Here is a 20,789-nt window from a genome sequence, read left to right on the forward strand (position 1 = left end):
GCATTCGGAGTCAAGACTTTGTATTAACAAACTGGAGGACGCTGTGACTGCCCCTGAACGCAAACGCGCGGCCACCATCCTGGACGTGGCCGCCGCCGCGGGTGTGTCCAAATCGGTGGTGTCCCTCGTGCTGCGTGGTACGGGCTACGTCAGCGCGGCCAAGCGCACCGCCGTCGAGCATGCTGTCCTGGAACTCGGCTACCGGCCGAACGCGGCCGCCCGGGCCCTCGGCGAATCGCGGAGCCGCACCGTGGGCGTGGTACTCAACGACATGCGGAACCCCTGGTTCGTCAGCGCGGTGGAAGGGCTCAACAGCACCCTCAACGAGCGCGGCCTGCAGATGCTGATGGGCGACTTCCGCCTGGACAGCCGCAGCGGCGAATCCCTGCTGAAGAAACTTCTGGAGATGAACATCGAGGCCCTGGTGCTGGTGGGGACCATGCCGGAGAGCCCCGGCCTGACGGCAGCAGCCTTGCAGGTGCCAACCATCGCGCTGGGAGCGCCCACCGGCCCGGGTGCCAACGTCACCGTCGTGACCAACGACGACGACGCCGGGGCGCGCCTCGCGGTGGCTCACCTGATTGCGCTGGGGCACCGCCGCATCGCCCATGTGGGGGCACCGGCCACCGCAGTCGGGATTGCCCGCCGTCGGGGCTATGAGGCTGAGATGAGGGCCGCCGGCCTGGCGGAGTTCATCCGGACGGTGCCGGGAGACCTGAGCGAAGAGGGCGGCCACCGTGCCGCCCTCGAGCTGCTGTCAGGTGGCGACCGGCCCACAGCGGTGTTCGCTGTCAACGACATGGCGGCACTTGGGGTTCTCTCGGCTGCCGAGGAATGCAGGCTCGCCGTTCCTGCCGATCTTTCGGTGGCCGGCTACGACAACACCCCGCTGGCGCGGTTGCGCCGGATCAGCCTGACTTCCGTGGACACGGCCAGTTTTGCCGCAGGGCAGCGGGCGGCCGAACTCCTGATCGCACGGCTGGAGCCCGGTAGCACGCTGCCCCCAGACGAACTGTTGGTGCCGACGCTGGAAGTGAGGGGCAGCACCGCCGCCCCTCACGCCTGAACGGCACGCCTATGCCGAGGCGATCTGGACGCTGGCGTCCTGCACCGTGAACGCCGCCCGGAAGGCCGCCAGGGCTTCCTCGTCGTCACCGCTGGCCCAGGCTTCCATACCCACCGTCCCCTCGTAGCCTGCGTCGGCGAGCGCCCTGGCCACGGCCCGGTAGTTGATCTCCCCGGTTCCGGGTTCGCACCGCCCCGGGACGTCGGCCACCTGGACTTCGCCGATGTGCGGTAGGGCGGTCCGCACAAGCTCGATGAGGTTCCCCTCGCCCAGTTGTGCGTGATACAGGTCCAGCATGAGCTTCACGTTGGGGTGCCCGGCTGCTTCCACCAACGCCAGGGTGTCCTTGGCGCGGGCGAGCGGGATGCCGGGGTGGTCCAGGACCGTGTTGAGGTTTTCCAGGCAGAACGTCACGCCGTATTTCCCGCCCAGCCTGCCCAGCCGTTCCAAGGTCCGCGCCCCGGTGCTCCACATGCGGCCGGTGGACCGGTAAAGGGGGCGGGCCGCCTGGCCATCGATGAGCTCCGCGGAGTGCACCACCATGCGGCTGACGCCGAGCTCCAGAGCGGTCGGGATCAGCGACTCGGCCGTCCGCACCACGTCGTCGGCCGTGTCGGGGTCCACGAGGCTTCCGGAGGTGTACCCGGTCATGGAGGAGAACACCGCGCCGGTGGCCTTGAGCGCGGCCAGGTCCTTGCCCCTGGAGTCCCACATCTCGACGTCGAATCCGGCGTCGTGGATCCGCTGCACCCGTTCCACAAACGGCAGGTCCGTGAAGACCATTTCCGCGCAGACGGCCAGCCGCATCAGACGCCGGTCCGGGTGTGGTCACGGAGCGCCGGTACAGGGGCAGCAGCCACAGCCACCGGACCGCCCTGTTTGACCGATTCGATGCACGCCAGCGCCATGGCCAGCGCGCGGCGGGCGTCTGCGGCGCCGGGGGTGAGGGTGAAAGCGCCCGACGGCGGCGGTGTGCCGTCCCGCTGCGCACGAACCGTGGCGGCGAAATCGGCGAGTTCGTCCGTGTAGGCCTGCCGGAAGAGTTCCACGTTGAGGCGAGGGGTGTCCGCGGACAGTCCCTCCGCCGTGTAACGCCGGGCCGCCGTCTCGGTGGCACGGCCGGCCTGGACCATGCCCTTGGAACCGAAAACCTCTCCGCGGATGTCGTAGCCATAGAGGGCGCTGAAGTTTGCTTCCGCCACGGCGATGGCGCCGTTGCTGTAGCGGATGGTCACCACCGCTGTGTCCAGGAAGCCCTGATCGCGCAGCTCCGGTTCCACGAGGGCGTCCGCCACGGCGTAGACCTCTACGGGCTCGGCACCTTCGTTGAACCAGTTGAGGGTGTCGAAGTCGTGGATCAGGGTCTCCAGGAAGACAGTCCACGCGGGGACTCTGGCCGCGTTCGGGATGCTTCCGTTGCCCGGATCGCGGGTCAGTGAGCGCAGGAGCTGGGGCTGGCCGGCGATGCCGGCCGCTAGGTCTTTCTTGGCGGCCTGGAAGTCATCCGCGTAGCGTCGGTTGAAGCCGATCTGGAAATGCACCCCCGCTTTTTCAACGGCGGCCAGCGCGGCGTCGAGTTCGTCCAGGCCTTGGCCCGCGGGCTTCTCGCAGAAGACGTGCTTGCCCGCGGCGGCAGCCTGGGTGATCAGGGCGGAATGGAAGCGGGCCGGGCTCGCGATCACCACGGCGTCGATCTCCGGATCGGCCAGGATGTCTGCGGCGTCGGCCGTGACCTTTCCGGTGCCCAGCGATTGGGCAAGGGCCTGCGCGGATTCCACATTGGGGTCGGCGATGGCCGCCAGGATAGCGCCGGGGACGCGGCGGGCAATGCTTTCGGCATGGAACGCCCCCATCCAGCCGGAGCCGATGAGCCCGATCCGGACGGGCGCAGGAACACCAGCGGGGTTTTGAGTAAGGTAGGCCATGAGCCGGTCCTTTCGGTAGTTGTATGCAGATGGATGAATCAGGGTCGGGCAGCGGCTTCGCCCGGCAGGGCAGCTTCTCCGGGGAAAACCACGCCTAGCTGCCGGCGGATCTCATCGGCAACCTCCAGGGTGCGGATGGAGGCCGCCAGGGTCCGTTGGCTGGCCTGGGTGCGGCCGGCGGCCACGGCACGCGCCACCGCGGCGGCCTCATAGTGCAGGCCCTCAAAGTGCGCACCGTCCGCTTCCTCGTACCGCACCCGGGTCCCGTCCTGGTAGCGGATGTCGAAGCCGCCCGGCATGTTGAAGGGTCCGTCGATGGTCAGCGTGGCGTCGGATCCTACGATCGTGGCGCCGGTGGGTGTGAAGTTGTGGACATGGGTGTTGACTACGGCCTGGGCGCCGCTGGCGAACTGCATCACGGCAGAGAGCTGGGCGTTGACCCCGGACGGGTGCGGCTGTCCGATGGCGTACAGCCGTTCGGGCCGGCCCAGGACCTCGGTGACCAGGGCCAGCGGGTACGTGCCGAGGTCCAGCAGGGGGCCGCCCGCCAGTTCCCGGTCGAAGATGCGGTGGGTGGGCTCGAAGTATTCACCGTATTCCGCGACTACCGTGGTGATGGCGCCCAGGGTCCCGGCGTCCAGGACCTGCCGGATCACATCGAACTTTGGCAGGAAAAAGCTCCACATGGCCTCGGCGGCAAAAACGCCCGCCTCTTCGGCACGAGCGGCGATGTCCCGTGCCTGTACGGCGTTGAGTGCGATGGGCTTCTCGATCAGCACGTGCTTGCCAGCGTCGAGTGCCAGGACCGCCGCCTGGTGGTGTCCGGTGTGCGGAGTACACACGTAGACGATGTCGATGCCCGGATCGGCCGTCAACTCCTCGTAGCTGCCGTAGGCCGTCGGAATGCCGAAGGATTCGGCGAAGGCCTTGGCGCGGCTGAGCGAGCGGGACGCGACGGCGGCGATCACCTGGTCCGTGTGCGCCTGGACCGACTCGGTGAACCGTTCGGCAATCCAGCCGGGCCCCATGATTCCCCAGCGCAGCACCGGGGCATCCCGGGAGGCGGGCACGGCGGACGCCGGCAGGTTCCGGACGCTCACGCGTAGCTGACCTTGGTGTAGGCGCCGTCGCCGTGCATGGAGCGGATCATTGCGTGCGCCACGAGCGAGGCGTGGAGGCCATCCATTGCCCCGGCCAGCGGCGGCTGATCACCCTGGCCGAGCGCCGTGATCCACGCCTGCAGCTGCAGCCTGTAAGCATCGGCAAACCGCGGCCGCCAGTCCGCGGGCACGGCGGTCCGCCGGATGCCATCCTCTTCGACACCCAGCAGAGCCGCGTCCATCAGCCCGGTGACACCGCGTTCGGAGACGACTTCGCAGCGCGTCGTGTAACCGTATTGGGCGTTCAGGAACAGCTCCAGGGTGGTCAGGGTCCCGTCGGCGGTGCGGAGCAGCATGAAGGCTGGATCCTGCAGGCCGCCTTCAGCGTTGCGGGAACTCTTCCCCGCCTGCCATGAGACTTCCGTGATGGGAGAGCCCAGCAGCCAGGGAATGATGTCCAGCTCGTGGATGGCCGAGTTGGTGATGGCCGATTCGGCAGTGGTACCCGGGCCGGCGGCAGCATTGCGGCTGGTGCAGTGGACCATCAGCGGTTCCCCCTGGGCGCGGCCCTGCACAGACTGGCGCAGCGCCACGTAGCCAGGGTCGAAGCGCCGCATGAAGCCTAGCGACAGCAGGGACGCCCCGGTGGCGGCGACGATGTCGGCGTCGGCCGCCACAACCTCCCGGCTTTCCAGCAGGGTGGGAGCCAGCGGCTTTTCACACAGCACGGGCGTCATCGCCTCGAAGCACTCCAGCACAAGTCCGGCGTGCGTGGAGTCTTGCGAAGCAATAACGACGGCGTCCACCTCGCTGGAGTTGATCAGCTCCGACGGTTCCGTGGTGATGCGGGCGGCCGGCGGCGCAGCTGCTGCGGCACGTCCGGCGTCGAGGTCTGCCACGAAGGTCACCTCGGCGCCGCCGATGGTACCGGAGAGGTTCCTGATGTGGTCGGCACCCATGATTCCGGCGCCGATGACGCCTACCCGGATCGGCATACTGTCTTCCCGTCTACTTTTCGCTATCTTTGCCGTGACCTTCGCGCCGTGGCACGGCGGGCGGGGCCCGTCCGGTTTTCCGGCGGGCCCCGCCTCGGTCCTGTTACACGTGCCGGGGGCTGCTTTCCGTTGACGTCTCTCGGTTGTGAGTAACGTCAGCGACCTCTGCCTGCACTTCCTTGACCACGTCGCCGTGTCCGCCGAGCTGCTCGAGCTCGTGGGCGAGTTCCGCCAGTTCCGCACCGCCGGCCATCTGGGCGGTGAGCTCGTCCAGGGTGATGTCCTTCTTGTCGTAGTAGCCGATCGACTTGCCGCGCTTGAGCAGGAGGAACCGGTCCCCGACAGGGAAGGCGTGGTGCGGGTTGTGCGTGATGAAGATGACGCCGAGTCCCCGGTCGCGAGCCTGCAGGACGTAGCGGAGCACGACGCCGGACTGCTTGACGCCCAGCGCCGCCGTCGGTTCGTCCAGGATCAGGACCTTTGCGCCGAAGTACACGGCGCGGGCGATCGCGACACACTGGCGCTCACCGCCGGACAGCTGGCCGATGGGCTGTTCCACGTCGCGGAGGTCGATGCCCATCTCGGCAAGTTCCTTGAGCGTGATGGCCTTCATCTTCTCGACGTCCATGCTTTTGAACGGGCCGAAACCGCTGGTCAGCTCCGAACCGAGGAAGAAGTTCCGCCAGATGGGCATCAGGGGCACCACCGCGAGGTCCTGGTAGACGGTGGCGATGCCCACGTCAAGGGCGTCACGGGGCGAACCAAACTTCCGTTCCTCGCCCATGATGTTCAGCACCCCGGCGTCGTGCTGGTGCAGTCCGGCGATGATCTTGATCAGGGTGGACTTGCCCGCACCGTTATCGCCCAGTACGCAGGTGACACGGCCGTTGTCCACGGCCATGGTCACATCGGAGAGGGCGATGATGTTGCCGTAGTGCTTGCCTACTCCGTCGAGGGAGAGCAAGTGGACGGGGGTGTGGGTGAGGGGATCTTTTTCATCCTTGAGCAGGGTCTGTTGGTCGATCTCTTTGGCGTTCATTTCTCCGGCCCCTTTACTTGAGTTCCGCGCGGCGCTTGACGATGAGGTTGATGATGGTGGCCAGCAGCAGCATCAGGCCCAGGAAGAACTTGAACCAGTCGGGGTTCCACTGGGCATAGACGATGCCCTTGTTGGCCATGCCGAAGATGAACGCGCCGATCGCGCCGCCCACCGCCGAACCATAGCCGCCGGTCAGGAGGCACCCGCCGATCACCGCGGCGATGATGTACAGGAACTCGTTGCCCACACCCTCACCGGACTGCACCGTATCGAAAGCGAAGAGGTTGTGCATGCCCAGGATCCAGCCGCAGAAGCCCACGCCCATGAACAATCCGATCTTCGTGGCCTTGACCGGCACACCCACGGCGCGGGCCGCATTCTCGTCCCCGCCGACGGCGAAGATCCAGTTCCCCACCCGGGTCCGCATCAGCACCCAGGTGGCCACGGCGACCAGCGCGATCCAGATGAACACCGTGATCTTGACATCGATGCCGCCAATGGAGACCGAGGACGCGAACACCGCGCGGGCGGAGGCGAAGCCGTCCATGCTGGAGATCGACGGCGACGACACGGAGCCGCCGATCAGCCGGGTCAGGCCCAGGTTCAGGCCGGTCAGCATAAGGAACGTGGCCAGGGTGACGATAAAGCTGGGCAGCTTGGTCTTCATCAAAATCCAGCCATTGATATAACCGATGCCCACGGAGACCACCAGGGCCAGGAGAACCCCGACCCAGATATTCGTGCTGAAGTACCAGCTGAACATCGACGCCGTCAGTGCCGATGAGATCACCGCGACACCGGTGGAAAGATCGAACTCCCCGCCGATCATCAGCAAGGAAACCCCCACCGCCATGATGCCGATCGTGGAACTGCCGTACAGAATGGTCGCCAAGGCATTGGGCTGGGTAAACGTCGGGGAAACCAACGCGAAGAAGACGAACAGGACCACCGCTCCTACGAGCGCGCCGACTTCGGGACGGCCCAGGAGCGTCTGGAGCGGGTTCCGCCGCCCAATTCTCTCATCGCCACGTGGCCCGGCTGCTGAAGCCGGTGCCGGGGGCAGGGTTGCTGTTTTTGCCATAGGAAGAACTCCTTGTTGGTCAGGCCGTGCGGCGGTTGCCCGCCGCACGGCCTGAGTCCCGGATCTAGCGGACGCCCTGCTGGGCGAATTTGAGAACGTCGGAAGCGTTGGACTGGTCAACGATGGTGGGACCGGTCAAGACCGGCTGGCCGCCGCCAAGCTTGAAGCCGCCACGCTTGGCCTGCCACAGCGAGTCGACCGACATGTAGCCCTGGGCCCACGGCTGCTGGTCCACGGTGAAGATCACGTCACCATCCACGATCTTCTGGGCGAGCTCTGCGTTCAGGTCGAAGCTGGCAACCTTCGCAGAGCTGCCGGCGTCCGCGACGGACTTGAGCAGCGTGAGGGTGATCGGTGCGCCGAGGCCAATGATGACGTCTGCATCCTTGGCTGCCTGGAGCTTCGCGGTGGCGGTGGACTGGACGCCGGTCATGTCCTTGCCGTCGACGTAGAGAATCTCCGCACCCGGAACCTTGGCCTTGACGCCTGCGCACCGTGCTTCAAGGCCAACGTGGCCCTGCTGCTGAATGACGCAGACCGGGTGCTTGAAGCCCTGTTCGGCGAGCTTGGTGCCCACCGCCTGGCCGGCAAGCTGCTCATTCGAGCCGAAGTGCGTAAATGCGCCGAGCTGCGCCGACACGGACTCGCCGGCGTTGAGGCTGACCACCGGAATGCCGGCATCGGTGGCCTTCTTCAGGACGTCCTTCAGGGCCTCCGGGGTTGCGAGGGTAACGGCGATGCCGTCGACTTTCTGATCGATGGCCTGCTGGACGAGCTGGGCCTGGCGTCCGGCCTCCGGGTCACTGGTGTAGAGCAGTTCCACGTTGTCTTTCGCTGAAGCCTCCTCGGCACCCTTGCGGACTATGTCCCAGAAGGTGTCGCCTGCCGCGGCGTGGGTGATGAGAGCCACCTTCATGCGGTCTGTGGTGGCCACCTGACCGCCGCCGGCGGCGCCGCCGCCCTCAACCGGCTTCCCGCCCGTGCTGGAGCAGGCGCTGAGTGCCATCATGGGAACAACTGCCGCCACGAGAGCCGCCTTGCGCCAAGAAAAATTAGCCACGTTAATCTCCTTTGATCTCAGGGTCCGGGCTGCCACTCTGCAACTGCCGGAGCACTGTCTACCTCGATCATGGTGATTCAACTCACGAATGTCAATAGTTTGTCCTGACATTAGGATGTTTTTACGTTAGGAGCCTACTGCGGCCGCCCTAAAATGCCGGCCGCGCCGTGGTCCCGCGAACAACCAGGGCCGGCTCAATCAGCTTGCGTTGCGGGCCAACCGCGGCGTCGCGAATGCGTGCAAGCAGCGCCTTGGCCACATCCACGCCCACCAGATCGCTTCGGTTGTCTACTGAGGTCAGCTCCAGATACCGCGACTTTGCCAGGGTTGAATTGTCGTATCCGATCACGGAGATGTCCGCCGGGACCGCAAGCCCGCGCGCCTTGATGGCACCCAAGGCACCCAAGGCCATGGTGTCATTGGCGGCGAAGATGGCAGTGGTGTCCGGATAGTGGTCCAGCAGCCAGCACGTCGAGGCGTAGCCATCCTCCTCGGACGTGCCGCCCGACTCCCCCGCAATCCGAAGTTCGGCGCCGGACTCCCGGAGCCGGCTGAGGAAGCCCGCGCGCCGGTGCGCAGCGGCACCGCCGGATCCGGAAAGGTGGCCTATCCGGATGTGGCCGAGCCCCAGAAGGTGGCTGGCCGCCATGCCGCCGCCACCGTCGTCGTCGTTGGTAATCAGATCAGCGCCGGCCGGCACACCATCGCGCCACCCAGCCACGACCGTCGGAACCCCCGCCCCAGCCAACATTGACGCGCTTGGCTCCGCCGCTATCACCAGCCCGTCAACGTGCATGGCAAGCAAACCGTCGGCAGCTTCCTGGATGCGGTTCTCCCCGGGGCGGGAATCAGCCAGCATGACCTGGTAGCCATGTTCCGTCAGCGCAGACTCCATCCCCCGCAGCAGATCGACGAACCACAGGTTCCGGTAGTCGTCAATCACCAGCCCAATGCTCTTCGTGCGACTGCTGGCAAGCGTAGTGGCGGCGCGGCTGGGGCGGTACCCGAGCTCCGAGATGGCCGCCTGGACGGCTTCGCGGCGCTTCTCGCTCACCCTCGCGGGATTCTGCAGTACGAGTGAAACCAGCGACGGCGAGACGCCCGCCTGCTTCGCCACGTCATAGATCGTCGGGCGTCGTGCCTTGGGGCTGTGCAACGTCATCGGAGGTGCCTTTCGTGTCTGCCCTTGAGGATATCCGCCAGTTGATTGACAGGACATACATACATGGATACGCTCAGATCCAGTGCACTAAATTGTAGCGCTACAAAATGCCGTTGGAACTTCCCGCCGCGGCTGAATTTCAAAGGAGAAATCAATGGCTGAAAGCCTAGGCGTCGCCGTCATCGGTGCAGGCATGGCCGGCAAAGCCCACGCTGCTGCATACCGCACCGCGTCTGCCCTCTACAGCCCGGTACTTCCCCCGGTGCGCCTGGTCTCGATCGGCGACGTCAACGCCGAATTCGGCTCGTTGGCCGCCCGCCGTTTCGGATACGAACGCAACGACACGTCATGGCAGGCAATCGCCGAAGCCGATGACATCGACGTCGTCAGCGTGGTCATCGCCAACTCGCTTCACCGCGAAGTGGTGGAGGGCCTGCTCGCGGCCGGCAAGCACGTGCTGTGCGAAAAGCCGCTGAGCGACTCCCTGGCAGACGCCCGCGCCATGGCCGAGGCAGCCCGCGCGGCCGAGGCCGGCGGAACGATCGCCCGTATTGGCTTCACGTTCCGCCGCACCCCCGGCATCGCCTACATCCGGGACCTGATCCGCAACGGCGTCCTCGGTAATGTCCTGCACTTCAGCGGCCGCTACTGGACCGATTACGGCTTCAGCCCCTCCGCTCCCATGAGCTGGCGCTACAAGGGCGGCCCCGGCTCCGGTGCGCTCGCCGATGTTGGAAGCCACCTGACGTACATTTCCGAGTTCCTCTGTGGCGACATCAAGTCGATCACCGGCGGCAGCCTCAGCACCGTGATCGACAAGCGGCCCCTGCCGCTCGCGGCCGTTATGGGCCACGACCATGCTGCCGTCAGCGACACCTTCGAAGCCGTCGAGAACGACGACTACGCAGCCTTCAACGCGGAGTTCGGAACCGGCGCCGGCAGTTTTGAGGTCTCCCGGGTTGCGGCCGGGCACGCCAACAGCCTGCAGTTCGAGGTGTTCTGCGAGAACGGTGCCGCCAAATTTGACCAGCGCCGCCCGGCCGAGATCCAGCTGTTCCTCAACGACGGTTCCGGCAACGAGAACGGTTACCGCCAGGTCATCCTCGGCCCGGGGCACCCCTACATCGCCGGGGGTCTTGCCATGGACGCCCCCGAAGTCGGCTTCGGCCAGAACGACGCCTTCGGCTACCAGGCCCGCGCGTTCCTCGAAGAGGTCGCCGGTCTCAGCGAAGAAGAGTCCCTCCCCCGCTGCGCCACGTTCGACGAAGGCGTGCGCAACATGGAACTGCTCGGCGCAGTGGCCGAATCCGCCCTCAACAACGGAAAGAAGATCACGCTATGAGGCTCGGTATCTACAACGCAGTCCTGCATGACCGGCCACTTCCCGAAGCACTGAAGGTCATTGCCGAGCTTGGCCTCACCGGTATCGAGATCAACACTGGCGGCTTTCTCCCCGCCGTGCACGTCCCCACCATGGACCAGATCCTGGAAAGCGACGCCGCCCGCGACGACTACCTGGCCCTTTTCGAGGGCACCGGAGTTTCCATCGCAGGACTCAACTGCAACGGCAACCCGCTGCACCCCAACCGTGAGATCGGCGAGAAGCACGCCGAAGATATTCGTCGCTCCATCCGTCTGGCCAGCCGCCTCGGCCAGGACCGGGTAGTTACGATGTCCGGCCTGCCCGGCGGAGAGCCCGGAGCCACCACCGTCAACTGGGTGGTCAACGCCTGGAACTCGGCAGCATTGGACGTCTTGGACTACCAGTGGGGCGTGGCCGCAGCGTTTTGGAAGGAAACCGACCGCCTGGCCGCTGACCACGGCGTCAAGGTGGCTCTCGAACTGCACCCGCAGAACCTCGTCTTCAACACCGCCGACGTCCACAAGCTGATCGAGCTGACCAACGCAACGCATGTCGGCGTCGAACTGGATGCCTCCCACCTGTTCTGGCAGCAGATGGACCCGGTTGCCGTCGTACGCGAACTCGGACCGCTCGTCTTTCAGGCGGCGGCGAAAGATGTCCGTGTTAACACCGAAAACGCTGCGCTGTACGGCGTGCTGGACAACAGCTTCCGCCGGCTCGCGCCGGAGGAAAACCGCACCAACCTCGGCGGCGACGAGTGGGCCAACGAGTGGCCCAAGAACTCTGCCTGGGACTTCGTGGCTCTGGGCCGCGGGCATAACACCGCCTATTGGACAGAGTTCCTCCGGGCCCTGCACGAGGTAGACCCGGAGATGCTGGTCAACATCGAGCACGAGGACGTCTCACTGGGCCGGATCGAGGGCCTGCAGGTGGCGGCCAAGGTGCTGCGGGATGCTGACGCCGCGCTCAGGTCTTCGCTGAACCTGACGGCTTAGCCATCCAATTCGTCAGGCAAAGGCCTGTGAACAGCAAGGGGGCGGCGCATATGCGTCGCCCCCTTGCTGTGACCGGAGGCAGGCCATCCCTAAAAGAGAAGGAAACGAACATGCGTATTGGCATTGTCGGTTACGGAACGCGGATATCCTCACACTCGCAAACGTGCTGGCCTCAGGGGAACTCGGTGAGACGTGGCGGGTGCATTCGACCATGGACCAGGACAACGCCGACAACCTTGAGCTCGGTGCCAGCGGTGGACTCCTGCGGGACCTGGGCAGCCACCTGGTTGACCAGATGCTGTGGCTGCTCGGACCGGCGAGCCACGTGCACGCGACCCTGGACTGGACGGACCGTTTCGGCGAACGGACGGACTGCGGCTTTGTTGTCACCATGACGCATTCGTCGGGAACCGTCTCCACGGTGTCCGCCAGCAAACTCAACCATTCCACCACGCGGGAGCTGCGGGCCTATGGCAGCAGGGGCAGCTACATCGCCTCCGGCGCCGACGTTCAGGCTGACGCCCTGATGTCGGGACGCCGTCCGATCGAGGAACCGGCAACGTGGGGCATCGACTCGGCCGAAAACTGGGGCACCCTGTCCACGAGGGACGGCCGCGAGGCCATTGCCTCGGCACAGGGGAACTATGCCAGCTTCTATACAGAGTTCGCCCGCGCAGTCCGCGGCGACGGACCCGAGCCCGTACCGGCAACCGAAGGAATCCGCACCCTGGAAGTGCTGGATGCGGCCCGCCGCAGTGCGCTGGAGAACGCGGTGGTCGCGCTCTAGCACCCTCTCTCACTTCCTGCGCGTTTTCCCGGATCCCTCTCTCACCTGGTGAGAGAGGGATCCGGATTTTCCTGCAGGAAGTGAGAGAGCGTCCATGGCCCCGCACCCGCGTCACCTTGGGGTGCGGCGTCACCTTAGACAGACACGCCTGAGCGCTGCTTGAACAGGTGCTCGAGCTCCTCCAGGGACTTATCCTTGGTCTCCGGAACGACGCGCTTGACCCAGACAATGGCACACAGCTGCAGTGCCACGAAGATGAAGAACGTCGCCGAAACCCCGATCCACGAGACCATCTGCGGGAAGAAGAACCCGATCAGGAAGTTGATCATCCAAAGCACAAAGACGCAGATGCCCATCGCGATGCCGCGGACGTGCATGGGGAAGATCTCGGACATGGTGAGCCAGGTGACAGTGCCGATGCAGCCCTGCATGGAAGCCAGGAATGTCACCATGAACAGCAGCACTAGGTAGCCGCGCAACGTGCTCTCCGGCAGGAGCATGGAGACGAGCGCGATGGCCGTCAGGGACGACGCCGTGCCGCACAGTCCCACGATCAGCATGGGCTTGCGGGGCACCCGCGTCATCAGATACATGCCAACGACGACGGCCGCCACCGACGTGACGCCGTTGAGGACGTTGGCGATCAAGGCGCCCTGGTCGCCGAATCCGGACGAGGAAAGGATGGACGTCCCGTAGTACATGATGGCGTTGACGCCGCTGATCTGGTTGATGATCGCCATGCCCAGGCCCACCACGAAGATCCTGCGGATCCACGGAACGGTGAGATCCTTGAACGTGCCCATCCTGGCCTGGTAATCCTCCCGGGCTGCCTGCCGTACCTCGTCGAACTCCGCGGAGACGTCGCCGGCGGCGCGGGTGGAGCGCAGCACCTCAAGGACGGCCCCGAAGCGGCCGGCCGACGCCAGCCAGCGCGGGCTCTCCGGCAGGACCAGCATGCCGAACCACAGGACCACGGCCGGGAGCGTGGCGATAACCAGCATCCAGCGCCACACGTGCGTTTCTTCGGGGAAAGCGTTGCCGAGTACTGCATTGAAGGTGAAGGCCAGGAACTGGCCGGTGACGATCATCAGCTCGTTTTGGGTGACGATGCGGCCGCGTTGGGCCGCCGGGGACATTTCCGCGAGGTACACGGGGACAATCACGGAGGCGCCGCCCACGGCCAGGCCCAGGAATGTCCGGGCCGCGATGAGCAGCTCCGTGTTCGGCGAGATGGTGCAGGCGATGGTGGCCATGACGAAGATCAGGGCCAGTCCCATGATGGTCTTACGCCGGCCGAAGCGGTCCGAGAGCCGGCCTGCGCTGATGGCGCCGAAGGCCGCGCCGAACAGGAGCGTGGACGTGACCAGCCCTTCGGTGAGCGGCGTCAGTCCGAGGTCCCGCTGCATAAACGGCAAGGCGCCGTTGATGACGCCGGTGTCGTAGCCGAACAGGAGCCCGCCGAACGTGGAGAAGAGCGCCACCTTCCGCATGAACTTCTTCGGATTTGCCGGTTTGGCCGGGTTGTTCGGCTTGGTGGTGCCGGGCGCGTCGGATTGGACTGTGCCGGGATTCGTCATGGTTCCGTTGCTTTGGTCCGTCTTCCCCACCACTACTTGGCCTGAGCGGCGTAGTTGCGCATTGTCTCCAGCTGGTAGCGGGACACGTCCTCGGCGTTGTCGTCTTCGGCGAAGACACTGGACACCATGACGGTGTTGTCCTTGTCCAGGAAGCCGATTTCCTTGAGCCCGCCGAAGAACTCGTCCCAGTTCACGTCGCCGTCGCCGATCTTCAGGTGCTGGTGCACCCGCACGGCGTTTCCGGGCGGATTCGTGATGTAGCGCAGGCCGTGGGAGGCGTGGTGGTCCATGGTGTCCGAGACGTGGACCAGGCGCAGCTTGTCCCCCGCTGCCCGCATGATTTCAAGGGGCTTGTTGCCCATGTGGAACGAGTGCGAGGCAACGTAGACCATGCCGATGTTGGGCGAGTTGATGCCACGAATGACGCGGATGGCGGCCAGGCCGTCTTCGACGAAGTCGTCCGGGTGGGGGTCGATCAGGACATCCAGGCCTTCACGCTCGATGATCGGCAGCAGCTCTTCCATGGAGCGGTAGAAGGCGCGCTCGGATTCTTCGGCCTTTTCGGGGCGGCCGCTGAATTCGGTGTTCATGGTGCTGACGCCAAGGTCCACGGCAATTTGGATGGCGCGCTTCCAGTAGCGGACCGCTGCCTCGCGGGCATCCTCGTCCGGACCCGACCAGCGCAGCACGGGAAGCACCGACGCGATTTCGACCCCGGCATCCTTGCAGGCCTTGTTCATCTGGGCCACAAGCTCATCGTCGGCTTTGGGGTGGTTGTAGAACGGGATCATGTCCGCATGCGGGGTCAGCTGCAGGTACTTGTAACCGAGATCGGCGGCCACGCGCGGAAATTCCAGCAGGCTGTGGCTGTGGTGGAACGGGGTGGGGTCCAAGGCGATTTTCATGGTCACTCCTTTGTGAACGAGTCAGTGATCTAACTGAGTTTTTGTCCAGATAATGCGCCGAAAGGGCCTCAAAGTCGCATTATCTGGACAAAAACTACGGGAGCGGGCGGGGCTTTAGCTGTAGAGGTCCGGCTTAGCGTTCAGCTGGACCTTGACCTTTTCGCCCGACTTCTGGGCCTCGACGCCGGCCTCGCAGCAGGCTGCGGTGGCGTAGCCGTCCCAGGCGGTGGGGCCGCCGATTTCGCCGCGGCGGGCAGCGTCCGCCCAGGCCTGGACCTCGACGTCGTACGCTGCGCCGAAGCGCTCCTCGAAGCCGGGGGTGACGTTCCCGCCCCAGCGGCCGGCGCTGCGGGTGTAGGGTCCTTTGTCCCCGCCGATGCTAACGATGCCGTCCTCGAACGAGGCCTGGGTGGCCACTTCGTAGCCGAACTTGGCGTTGACGTAGATCTCGACGTCGGCCAGGACGCCGGATTCGGTTTCGAGCAGTACGTGCTGCGGATCGTGCTGGCCGCTCGGGGCGTTGCGGGTGGCCTTGCCCAGGCGGACCTGCACGGAGGTGATTTCCTCGCCGGTGAAGAAGCGGATGGCGTCGAACTCGTGGACCACGGAGTCGTTGATCAGCATCTCGTTGGTGAAGCCGGCAGGCGTGGTGGGGTTGCGGTGCTGGTGGTGGAGCATCAGCAGCTCGCCCAGTTCGCCGTCGCGGATGACGGAGCCCAGGGCGGCGTATTCGGCGTCGAAGCGGCGCATGAAGCCCACCTGGATGCGCTTGTGTCCCAGCGCCGTTTCGGCCTGGACAACTTTCCACGCACTTTCGGCGTCAGGGGTGAGCGGCTTTTCGCACAGGATCGGGAAGCCCTTCTCCAGTGCCTTGTACAAGATTTCCTCGTGGAGGAAGCCCGGCGTGGCGATCAGCACGGCGTTGACGTCGCCGTTGTTCAGTGCCTCGTCGGCGCTGGCCAGGGCCACGGCGCCGTCGATCCCTTCGATGGCGGCCTGCGCCCGGGAGAGGTCGACGTCGACGACGGCGGCCACTTCGGCGCCGTGGATGCGGGTGCTGAGCCGCTTGATGTGGTCGGCGCCCATGCGGCCCGCGCCGATAACGGCAACGCGGAGAGTATCAGTCATTGTTCTGTCCTTTAGGTATCAGGGGGTACTAGCTGACCCTGGTGCGGGAGCCGCACGAGAGCAGGTAGTTGCGGGTGCGCTTGGCAATGGGCATCGGGACGTCGAAGGCCACTGGGTACATGTCCTGTTCCACGATGCCGAAGATCGGACGGTTGAGTCCTTCGACCGCCTCGATGACCGCACGCAGGTCCGGAAGACCGTTGGGCGGTTCGGTCATGACGCCGGCCAGGTTGGCAGCGGCCCACGTCATGTTTTCCGCATTGACCTTCTTGAGGATGTCCGGGTTGATCTGCTTCAGGTGCAGGTAGCCGATGCGGTCCGGGTAGTTCTTGATCAGCTCAAGGCTGGACGCTCCGCAGTACTCGGCGTGGCCGGTGTCCAGGCACAGATTCAGGTATTCGGGGTCCGTTGAGGCCAGCAGGGTCTCGATGTCCTGCTGCGCGCCAACGTGCGAATCGGCGTGTGAGTGGAACTGCTGCTTCAGGCCGAAGTCCTCCAGCAGGACTTTGCCCATGCGGTTGTGGCCGGCGAAGAGGTCAGCCCACTGTTCCTGTGAGAGCTCGCCGTTCTCCACTGCCTCACCGGTGACATCGTCGCGCCACATGGCGGGAATGACCACAATGTGCTCGCCGCCCATGGCTGCCGTCAGTTCGGCCACCTTGCGGGCCGGCTCCCAGGCTTCGTCGTATTGCTTGGCGCCGCGGTGGAATGCCGTGAAGACCGTCCCTGCGGTGACCTTCAGATCGCGGGCCTTGAGCTCCTCGGCCAGCCGCGTGGGATCGTTCGGCAGGTAGCCGTAGGGGCCCAGTTCGATCCACTTGTAGCCGGATTCGGCCACTTCGTCGAGGAACCGTTCCCACGGGGTCTGCTTGGGGTCGTCGGCGAACCAGACGCCCCAGGAGTCCGGCGCGGTGCCGATGATGAGTTTGTTCTCTTTGTCTGTCATGACAGCGTTGTCTTTTCTGTGTTGTCGGGCCGGTAGGGTCGGGCGTGGGTCAGTCCCGCCGTCCGCGCCCTTCGGAAGCATCGTCGGCCCGTCCAGGGACGGCGTCCTCTCCTACGGCCAGCTCGTCAGGGAGTCCCTCCGCGATTCCATCGTGCCGGACTTGGTGGCTGTCGTCGGCGTGGGAGGGAAAGTTGTAGGAGGCGCCGGAGGCGTGGCTGGCTTCAGGCCAGCGTGACGTGATGACTTTGCCGCGGGTGTAGAAGGAGACGCCTTCGGGGCCGTAGATGTGCTTGTCGCCGAAGAGTGAGGCTTTCCAGCCGCCGAACGAGTGGTAGGCGACCGGTACGGGCAGGGGCACGTTGATGCCGATCATGCCGACGGTGACGGAGCGCTGGAATTTGCGGGCGTTGGCGCCGGAGGAGGTGAAGATGGCGGTGCCGTTGCCGTATGGGTTGGCGTTGATCAGGGCGATGCCTGCGTCCAGGTCCTCCACCCGGACCACGACGAGGACGGGGCCGAAGATTTCCTCCGTGTAGGCGGTCATTTCGGTCTTGACGTGGTCCAGGACGGTGGGGCCGACCCAGAAGCCGTCTTCATGGCCGGGGACCACCAGGTCGCGGCCGTCCACCACCATCGCCGCTCCCGCAGCTTCGGCTTCGGTGACGATCCGGACGATGCGTTCCTTGGAGTCCGGGGTGATGACCGGGCCCATTTCGGCGTCGGGAGCGGTGCCGTTGTTGACCTTCACGGCGAGCGCGCGCTCCTCGACCTTTTTCACGATCAGGTCTGCGGCGTCCCCGACGGCGACGGCCACGGAGATGGCCATGCAGCGCTCCCCGGCGGAGCCGAACGCTGCGGCGGCGAGGTGGTCTGCCGCGTTGTCCAGGTCGGCGTCGGGCATGATGATGGCGTGGTTCTTCGCGCCGCCCAGGGCCTGGACGCGCTTGCCGTGCTTGGTGGCGGTCTCGTGGACGTACTGGGCGATCGGGGTGGAACCCACGAAGGAGATGCCATCCACGTCAGGGTGGGTCAGGAGACCCTCGACGGTTTCCTTGTCGCCGTGCAGGACCTGGAAGACGCCGTCGGGCAGGCCGGCCTGCTTCCACAGCTTCGCCAGCAGCATCGACGCGGAGGGGTCCCGCTCGGAGGGCTTGAGGATGAAGGCATTGCCGGTGGCGATGGCCATCGGCGCCATCCACAGCGGCACCATGACGGGGAAGTTGAACGGGGTGATGCCGGCAACCACACCGATCGGCTCGCGGAACGAGAAGACGTCGATGCCGGTGGAGACCTGGTCGGAGTAGTCGCCCTTGAGCAGTTGCGGGATGCCGCAGGCGAACTCGATGACCTCCAGGCCGCGGCCGATCTCGCCCTTGGCGTCGGAGAGGACCTTGCCGTGCTCGGCGGTGATCAGCTCGGCGAGCTCGCCAACATGGGACGCGACGAGCTCGCGGAACTTGAAGAGCACTGCGGTGCGCTTGGCCAGGGAGATGTCACCCCAGGAGTCGGCGGCGGCACGGGCAGCGGCAACAGTGGCATCGAGGTCCGCCCGGTTGGCCAGCCGCAGCTCGCCGGAGACGGCGCCCGTGGCCGGGTTGTAGACCGGCTGGGTGCGGGTGCCAACGCCGGCGGTCTCTGCCCCGTTGATGAAGTGGTTGATGGTGGTGGTGACGGTCGTCGTTGACATGGTGTTGGACTTCCTTTGGTCTGTGGGGTCTAACCGAGCAGTTTGCGCTGGCGGTTCTTGTGGTCGGTATAGGTCTTGAAGGCCTGCTGCGTGGAGTCGAGGTTCGAGACCTGGGAGACGGGAACGTCCCACCAGGACTCGGAGCTGGGCGCGTCCAGCAGCGGATCGGATTCGACGTGGATCAGGATGGGCCCGCTGCGTTCAGGCGCGGCCTTGGCGTCCCGGATGGCCTGCTCGAGTTCGGCAATGACCTTCTCCCCCGGTTCGATCCGGATCACCTTCACGCCGAGGCTTTCGGCGTTCAGGGCCAGGTCCACCGGCAGGGTCTCGCCTTCGTCGAAGCTGTGCTGCTCCTCGTTCAGCGCCCGGTACTGGGTGCCGAACCGCTGCGAACCCAGCATCTCGGACAGGGATCCAATGGAGGCGTAGCCGTGGTTCTGGATCAGGACCACAATCAGCTTGATCCGTTCGGCGACGGCGGTCACCAGTTCGGTGTGCATCATCAGGTAGGAACCGTCCCCCACCATGACCACAACGTCGCGCTGCGCCCCGCCGCGCGCGGCCTCTGCCAGCGCTGCACGCTTGACGCCTAGCCCGCCGGGGATTTCGTAGCCCATGCAGGAGTACGCGTATTCCACGTGGTATCCGAAGGGGTCCCGGACGCGCCACATCTTGTGCAGGTCACCGGGCAGGGAGCCTGCGGCGCAGATGACGACGTCCGCCGCGTCCATGGCCCGGGACGTGGCGCCGATGATCTCGTTCTGGGCCGGCAGCGGGGTGAAGCGGGTGTCGAAGGCTTCATCAACGGTGGCGTCCCAGCGCTTCTTCTCCGCGGCGATCCTCGCTTCCAGGTCCGCTCCGACGCGGTAGCCACCCAGGGCCTGATTCAGCTTGACCAGGGCCTTGCGGGCATCGGCGACGATCGGCAGGGAGGTGCCGTGCTTGTACGCGTCGATGGGGGCGACGTTGATGTTGATGAACCGCACGTCCGGGTTCTGGAACGCGGTCCGGGACGCCGTGGTGAAGTCCTCGTAGCGGGTACCGATGCCGATGATCAGGTCCGCCTCGGCAGCGATGGCATTCGCCGCCGTCGTCCCTGTGGAGCCGATCGCACCGAGCGAGAACTTGTGGTCCCATGGCAGGACGCCGACGCCGGCCTGGGTGTTCCCCACAGGGATGCCCGTCAACTCAGCGAATGCAGCGAGTTCCTCGTTGGCGTAGGCATACAGGACGCCACCGCCGGCGATGATCAGCGGGCGCTTCGCGGCACGGATGGCCTCGGCGGCGCGGCGGATGTCCTCGTCGTCGGCCTCGGGACGGCGGATGCGCCACTCGCGTTCGGCCAGGAACTCCTCAGGCACGTCGAATGCCTCTGCCTGGACATCCTGCGGCAGCGAGATGGTCACGGCACCGGTTTCGGCCGGATCCGTCAGGACACGCAGGCCGTGGTGGAACGCCGAGAACAGCTGCTCCGGGCGGGTCACCCGGTCGAAGAACTTGGACAGCGGCCGGAACGCGTCGTTGACGGTGATGTCGTACGCGTAGGGCTGCTCGAGCTGCTGCAGGACCGGGTCCGCGGCACGGGTGGCAAAGGTGTCGCTGGGCAGCAGCAGCACGGGCAGGCGGTTGGTGGTGGCTAGTGCGGCTCCGGTGAGGAGGTTCGAGGATCCCGGACCGATGGAGGTGCTGATGGCAAACGTCTGGCGGCGGCGGGTGTGCCGGGCGTAGCCCACGGCCTGGTGCACCTGGGCCTGCTCGTTGCGGCCCTGGTAGTACGGCATGATGGACGGGTCCGCGGCCTGGTACTGCTTCAGGGCCTGGCCGACGCCGGCAACGTTCCCGTGCCCGAAGATGCCGAACGTCCCCGGAATCAGCCGCTCCCGGTAGTCCTCGGTGCCGATGCGGTCCACCGTGTACTGCTTGGAAAGGTACTCGACGACGGCCTGGGCGACTGTCATTCTGCGTGTTGCTGT

General features: G+C 65.7%; 17 protein-coding genes and 1 pseudogene. 4 read left to right on the forward strand and 14 right to left on the reverse strand.

Going from position 1 to position 20,789, the window contains the following annotated elements; genetic code table 11:
- Nucleotides 1-43 precede the first annotated feature (43 nt).
- Nucleotides 44-1,066: a LacI family DNA-binding transcriptional regulator gene (locus NG697_RS01625; protein ID WP_252563923.1), complete on the forward strand. Its 1,023-nt coding sequence runs from the start codon at nt 44-46 to the stop codon at nt 1,064-1,066.
- Between the two features lie 9 nt (nt 1,067-1,075).
- Here the strand turns inward: NG697_RS01625 and NG697_RS01630 are convergent, their stop codons facing one another.
- From NG697_RS01630 to NG697_RS01665, 8 genes are all read right to left on the reverse strand, one after another.
- Entirely contained in the window at nt 1,076-1,873 is a 798-nt protein-coding gene (locus NG697_RS01630; protein WP_252599406.1) for a TIM barrel protein, read from the reverse strand.
- On the reverse strand, nt 1,873-2,991 hold the full coding sequence (locus NG697_RS01635; RefSeq protein WP_252599407.1) for a Gfo/Idh/MocA family oxidoreductase: 1,119 nt from the start codon (nt 2,989-2,991) through the stop codon (nt 1,873-1,875). Before NG697_RS01635 ends, NG697_RS01630 begins: the two co-directional genes overlap by 1 nt.
- A 38-nt stretch (nt 2,992-3,029) precedes the next feature.
- The gene (locus tag NG697_RS01640) at nt 3,030-4,091 is read right to left on the reverse strand and encodes a Gfo/Idh/MocA family protein (RefSeq protein WP_252599408.1); all 1,062 of its coding nucleotides are present in this window, start codon (nt 4,089-4,091) and stop codon (nt 3,030-3,032) included.
- Entirely contained in the window at nt 4,088-5,086 is a 999-nt protein-coding gene (locus NG697_RS01645) for a Gfo/Idh/MocA family oxidoreductase (protein WP_252599409.1), read from the reverse strand. Before NG697_RS01645 ends, NG697_RS01640 begins: the two co-directional genes overlap by 4 nt.
- Before the next feature lie 103 nt (nt 5,087-5,189).
- Nucleotides 5,190-6,125 (reverse strand): ATP-binding cassette domain-containing protein, encoded by a 936-nt coding sequence (locus NG697_RS01650; protein WP_252608899.1) that lies wholly within the window; start codon nt 6,123-6,125, stop codon nt 5,190-5,192.
- Nucleotides 6,126-6,138: 13 nt separating this feature from the next.
- Nucleotides 6,139-7,206, reverse strand: coding sequence for an ABC transporter permease (locus NG697_RS01655; protein WP_058929934.1), 1,068 nt, complete (start codon nt 7,204-7,206; stop codon nt 6,139-6,141).
- 64 nt (nt 7,207-7,270) lie between these two features.
- Nucleotides 7,271-8,266, reverse strand: coding sequence for a substrate-binding domain-containing protein (locus NG697_RS01660; protein WP_205630641.1), 996 nt, complete (start codon nt 8,264-8,266; stop codon nt 7,271-7,273).
- 148 nt (nt 8,267-8,414) lie between these two features.
- Entirely contained in the window at nt 8,415-9,428 is a 1,014-nt protein-coding gene (locus tag NG697_RS01665; protein ID WP_252608902.1) for a LacI family DNA-binding transcriptional regulator, read from the reverse strand.
- Between the two features lie 154 nt (nt 9,429-9,582).
- Between NG697_RS01665 and NG697_RS01670 the strand changes: the two genes are divergently transcribed.
- The 3 genes from NG697_RS01670 to NG697_RS01680 all read left to right on the forward strand — a co-directional run bounded on the left by NG697_RS01670 (nt 9,583) and on the right by NG697_RS01680 (nt 12,573).
- The gene (locus NG697_RS01670; protein WP_252563944.1) at nt 9,583-10,770 is read left to right on the forward strand and encodes a Gfo/Idh/MocA family protein; all 1,188 of its coding nucleotides are present in this window, start codon (nt 9,583-9,585) and stop codon (nt 10,768-10,770) included.
- Nucleotides 10,767-11,786: a sugar phosphate isomerase/epimerase family protein gene (locus NG697_RS01675; RefSeq protein ID WP_252563947.1), complete on the forward strand. Its 1,020-nt coding sequence runs from the start codon at nt 10,767-10,769 to the stop codon at nt 11,784-11,786. The genes NG697_RS01670 and NG697_RS01675 overlap by 4 nt, the downstream gene beginning before the upstream one ends.
- 145 nt (nt 11,787-11,931) lie before the next feature.
- Nucleotides 11,932-12,573, forward strand: coding sequence for a Gfo/Idh/MocA family oxidoreductase (locus NG697_RS01680; protein WP_374209878.1), 642 nt, complete (start codon nt 11,932-11,934; stop codon nt 12,571-12,573).
- 134 nt (nt 12,574-12,707) lie between these two features.
- Here NG697_RS01680 and NG697_RS01685 read toward each other — a convergent pair whose 3' ends face one another.
- The 6 genes and pseudogenes from NG697_RS01685 to iolD all read right to left on the reverse strand — a co-directional run bounded on the left by NG697_RS01685 (nt 12,708) and on the right by iolD (nt 20,774).
- Nucleotides 12,708-14,150 (reverse strand): sugar porter family MFS transporter, encoded by a 1,443-nt coding sequence (locus NG697_RS01685; RefSeq protein ID WP_252599412.1) that lies wholly within the window; start codon nt 14,148-14,150, stop codon nt 12,708-12,710.
- A 32-nt stretch (nt 14,151-14,182) separates the two neighbouring features.
- Nucleotides 14,183-15,055: a sugar phosphate isomerase/epimerase family protein gene (locus NG697_RS01690; protein ID WP_252599413.1), complete on the reverse strand. Its 873-nt coding sequence runs from the start codon at nt 15,053-15,055 to the stop codon at nt 14,183-14,185.
- 114 nt (nt 15,056-15,169) lie between these two features.
- A complete protein-coding gene (locus NG697_RS01695) occupies nt 15,170-16,183 on the reverse strand; it encodes a Gfo/Idh/MocA family protein (protein WP_252563952.1) in 1,014 nt (337 codons plus the stop codon).
- A gap of 28 nt (nt 16,184-16,211) precedes the next feature.
- Entirely contained in the window at nt 16,212-17,129 is a 918-nt protein-coding gene (locus NG697_RS01700; RefSeq protein WP_252599414.1) for a sugar phosphate isomerase/epimerase family protein, read from the reverse strand.
- A 178-nt stretch (nt 17,130-17,307) separates the two neighbouring features.
- Nucleotides 17,308-18,816, reverse strand: a pseudogene (locus NG697_RS01705) (CoA-acylating methylmalonate-semialdehyde dehydrogenase); the annotation flags it as partial.
- Between the two features lie 29 nt (nt 18,817-18,845).
- Nucleotides 18,846-20,774, reverse strand: a complete 1,929-nt coding sequence (iolD, locus tag NG697_RS01710; RefSeq protein ID WP_252599415.1) for a 3D-(3,5/4)-trihydroxycyclohexane-1,2-dione acylhydrolase (decyclizing) — start codon at nt 20,772-20,774, stop codon at nt 18,846-18,848.
- Nucleotides 20,775-20,789 lie beyond the last annotated feature (15 nt).

It is taken from the genome of Pseudarthrobacter raffinosi, assembly GCF_023913835.1.
GTDB lineage: Bacteria > Actinomycetota > Actinomycetes > Actinomycetales > Micrococcaceae > Arthrobacter > Arthrobacter raffinosi.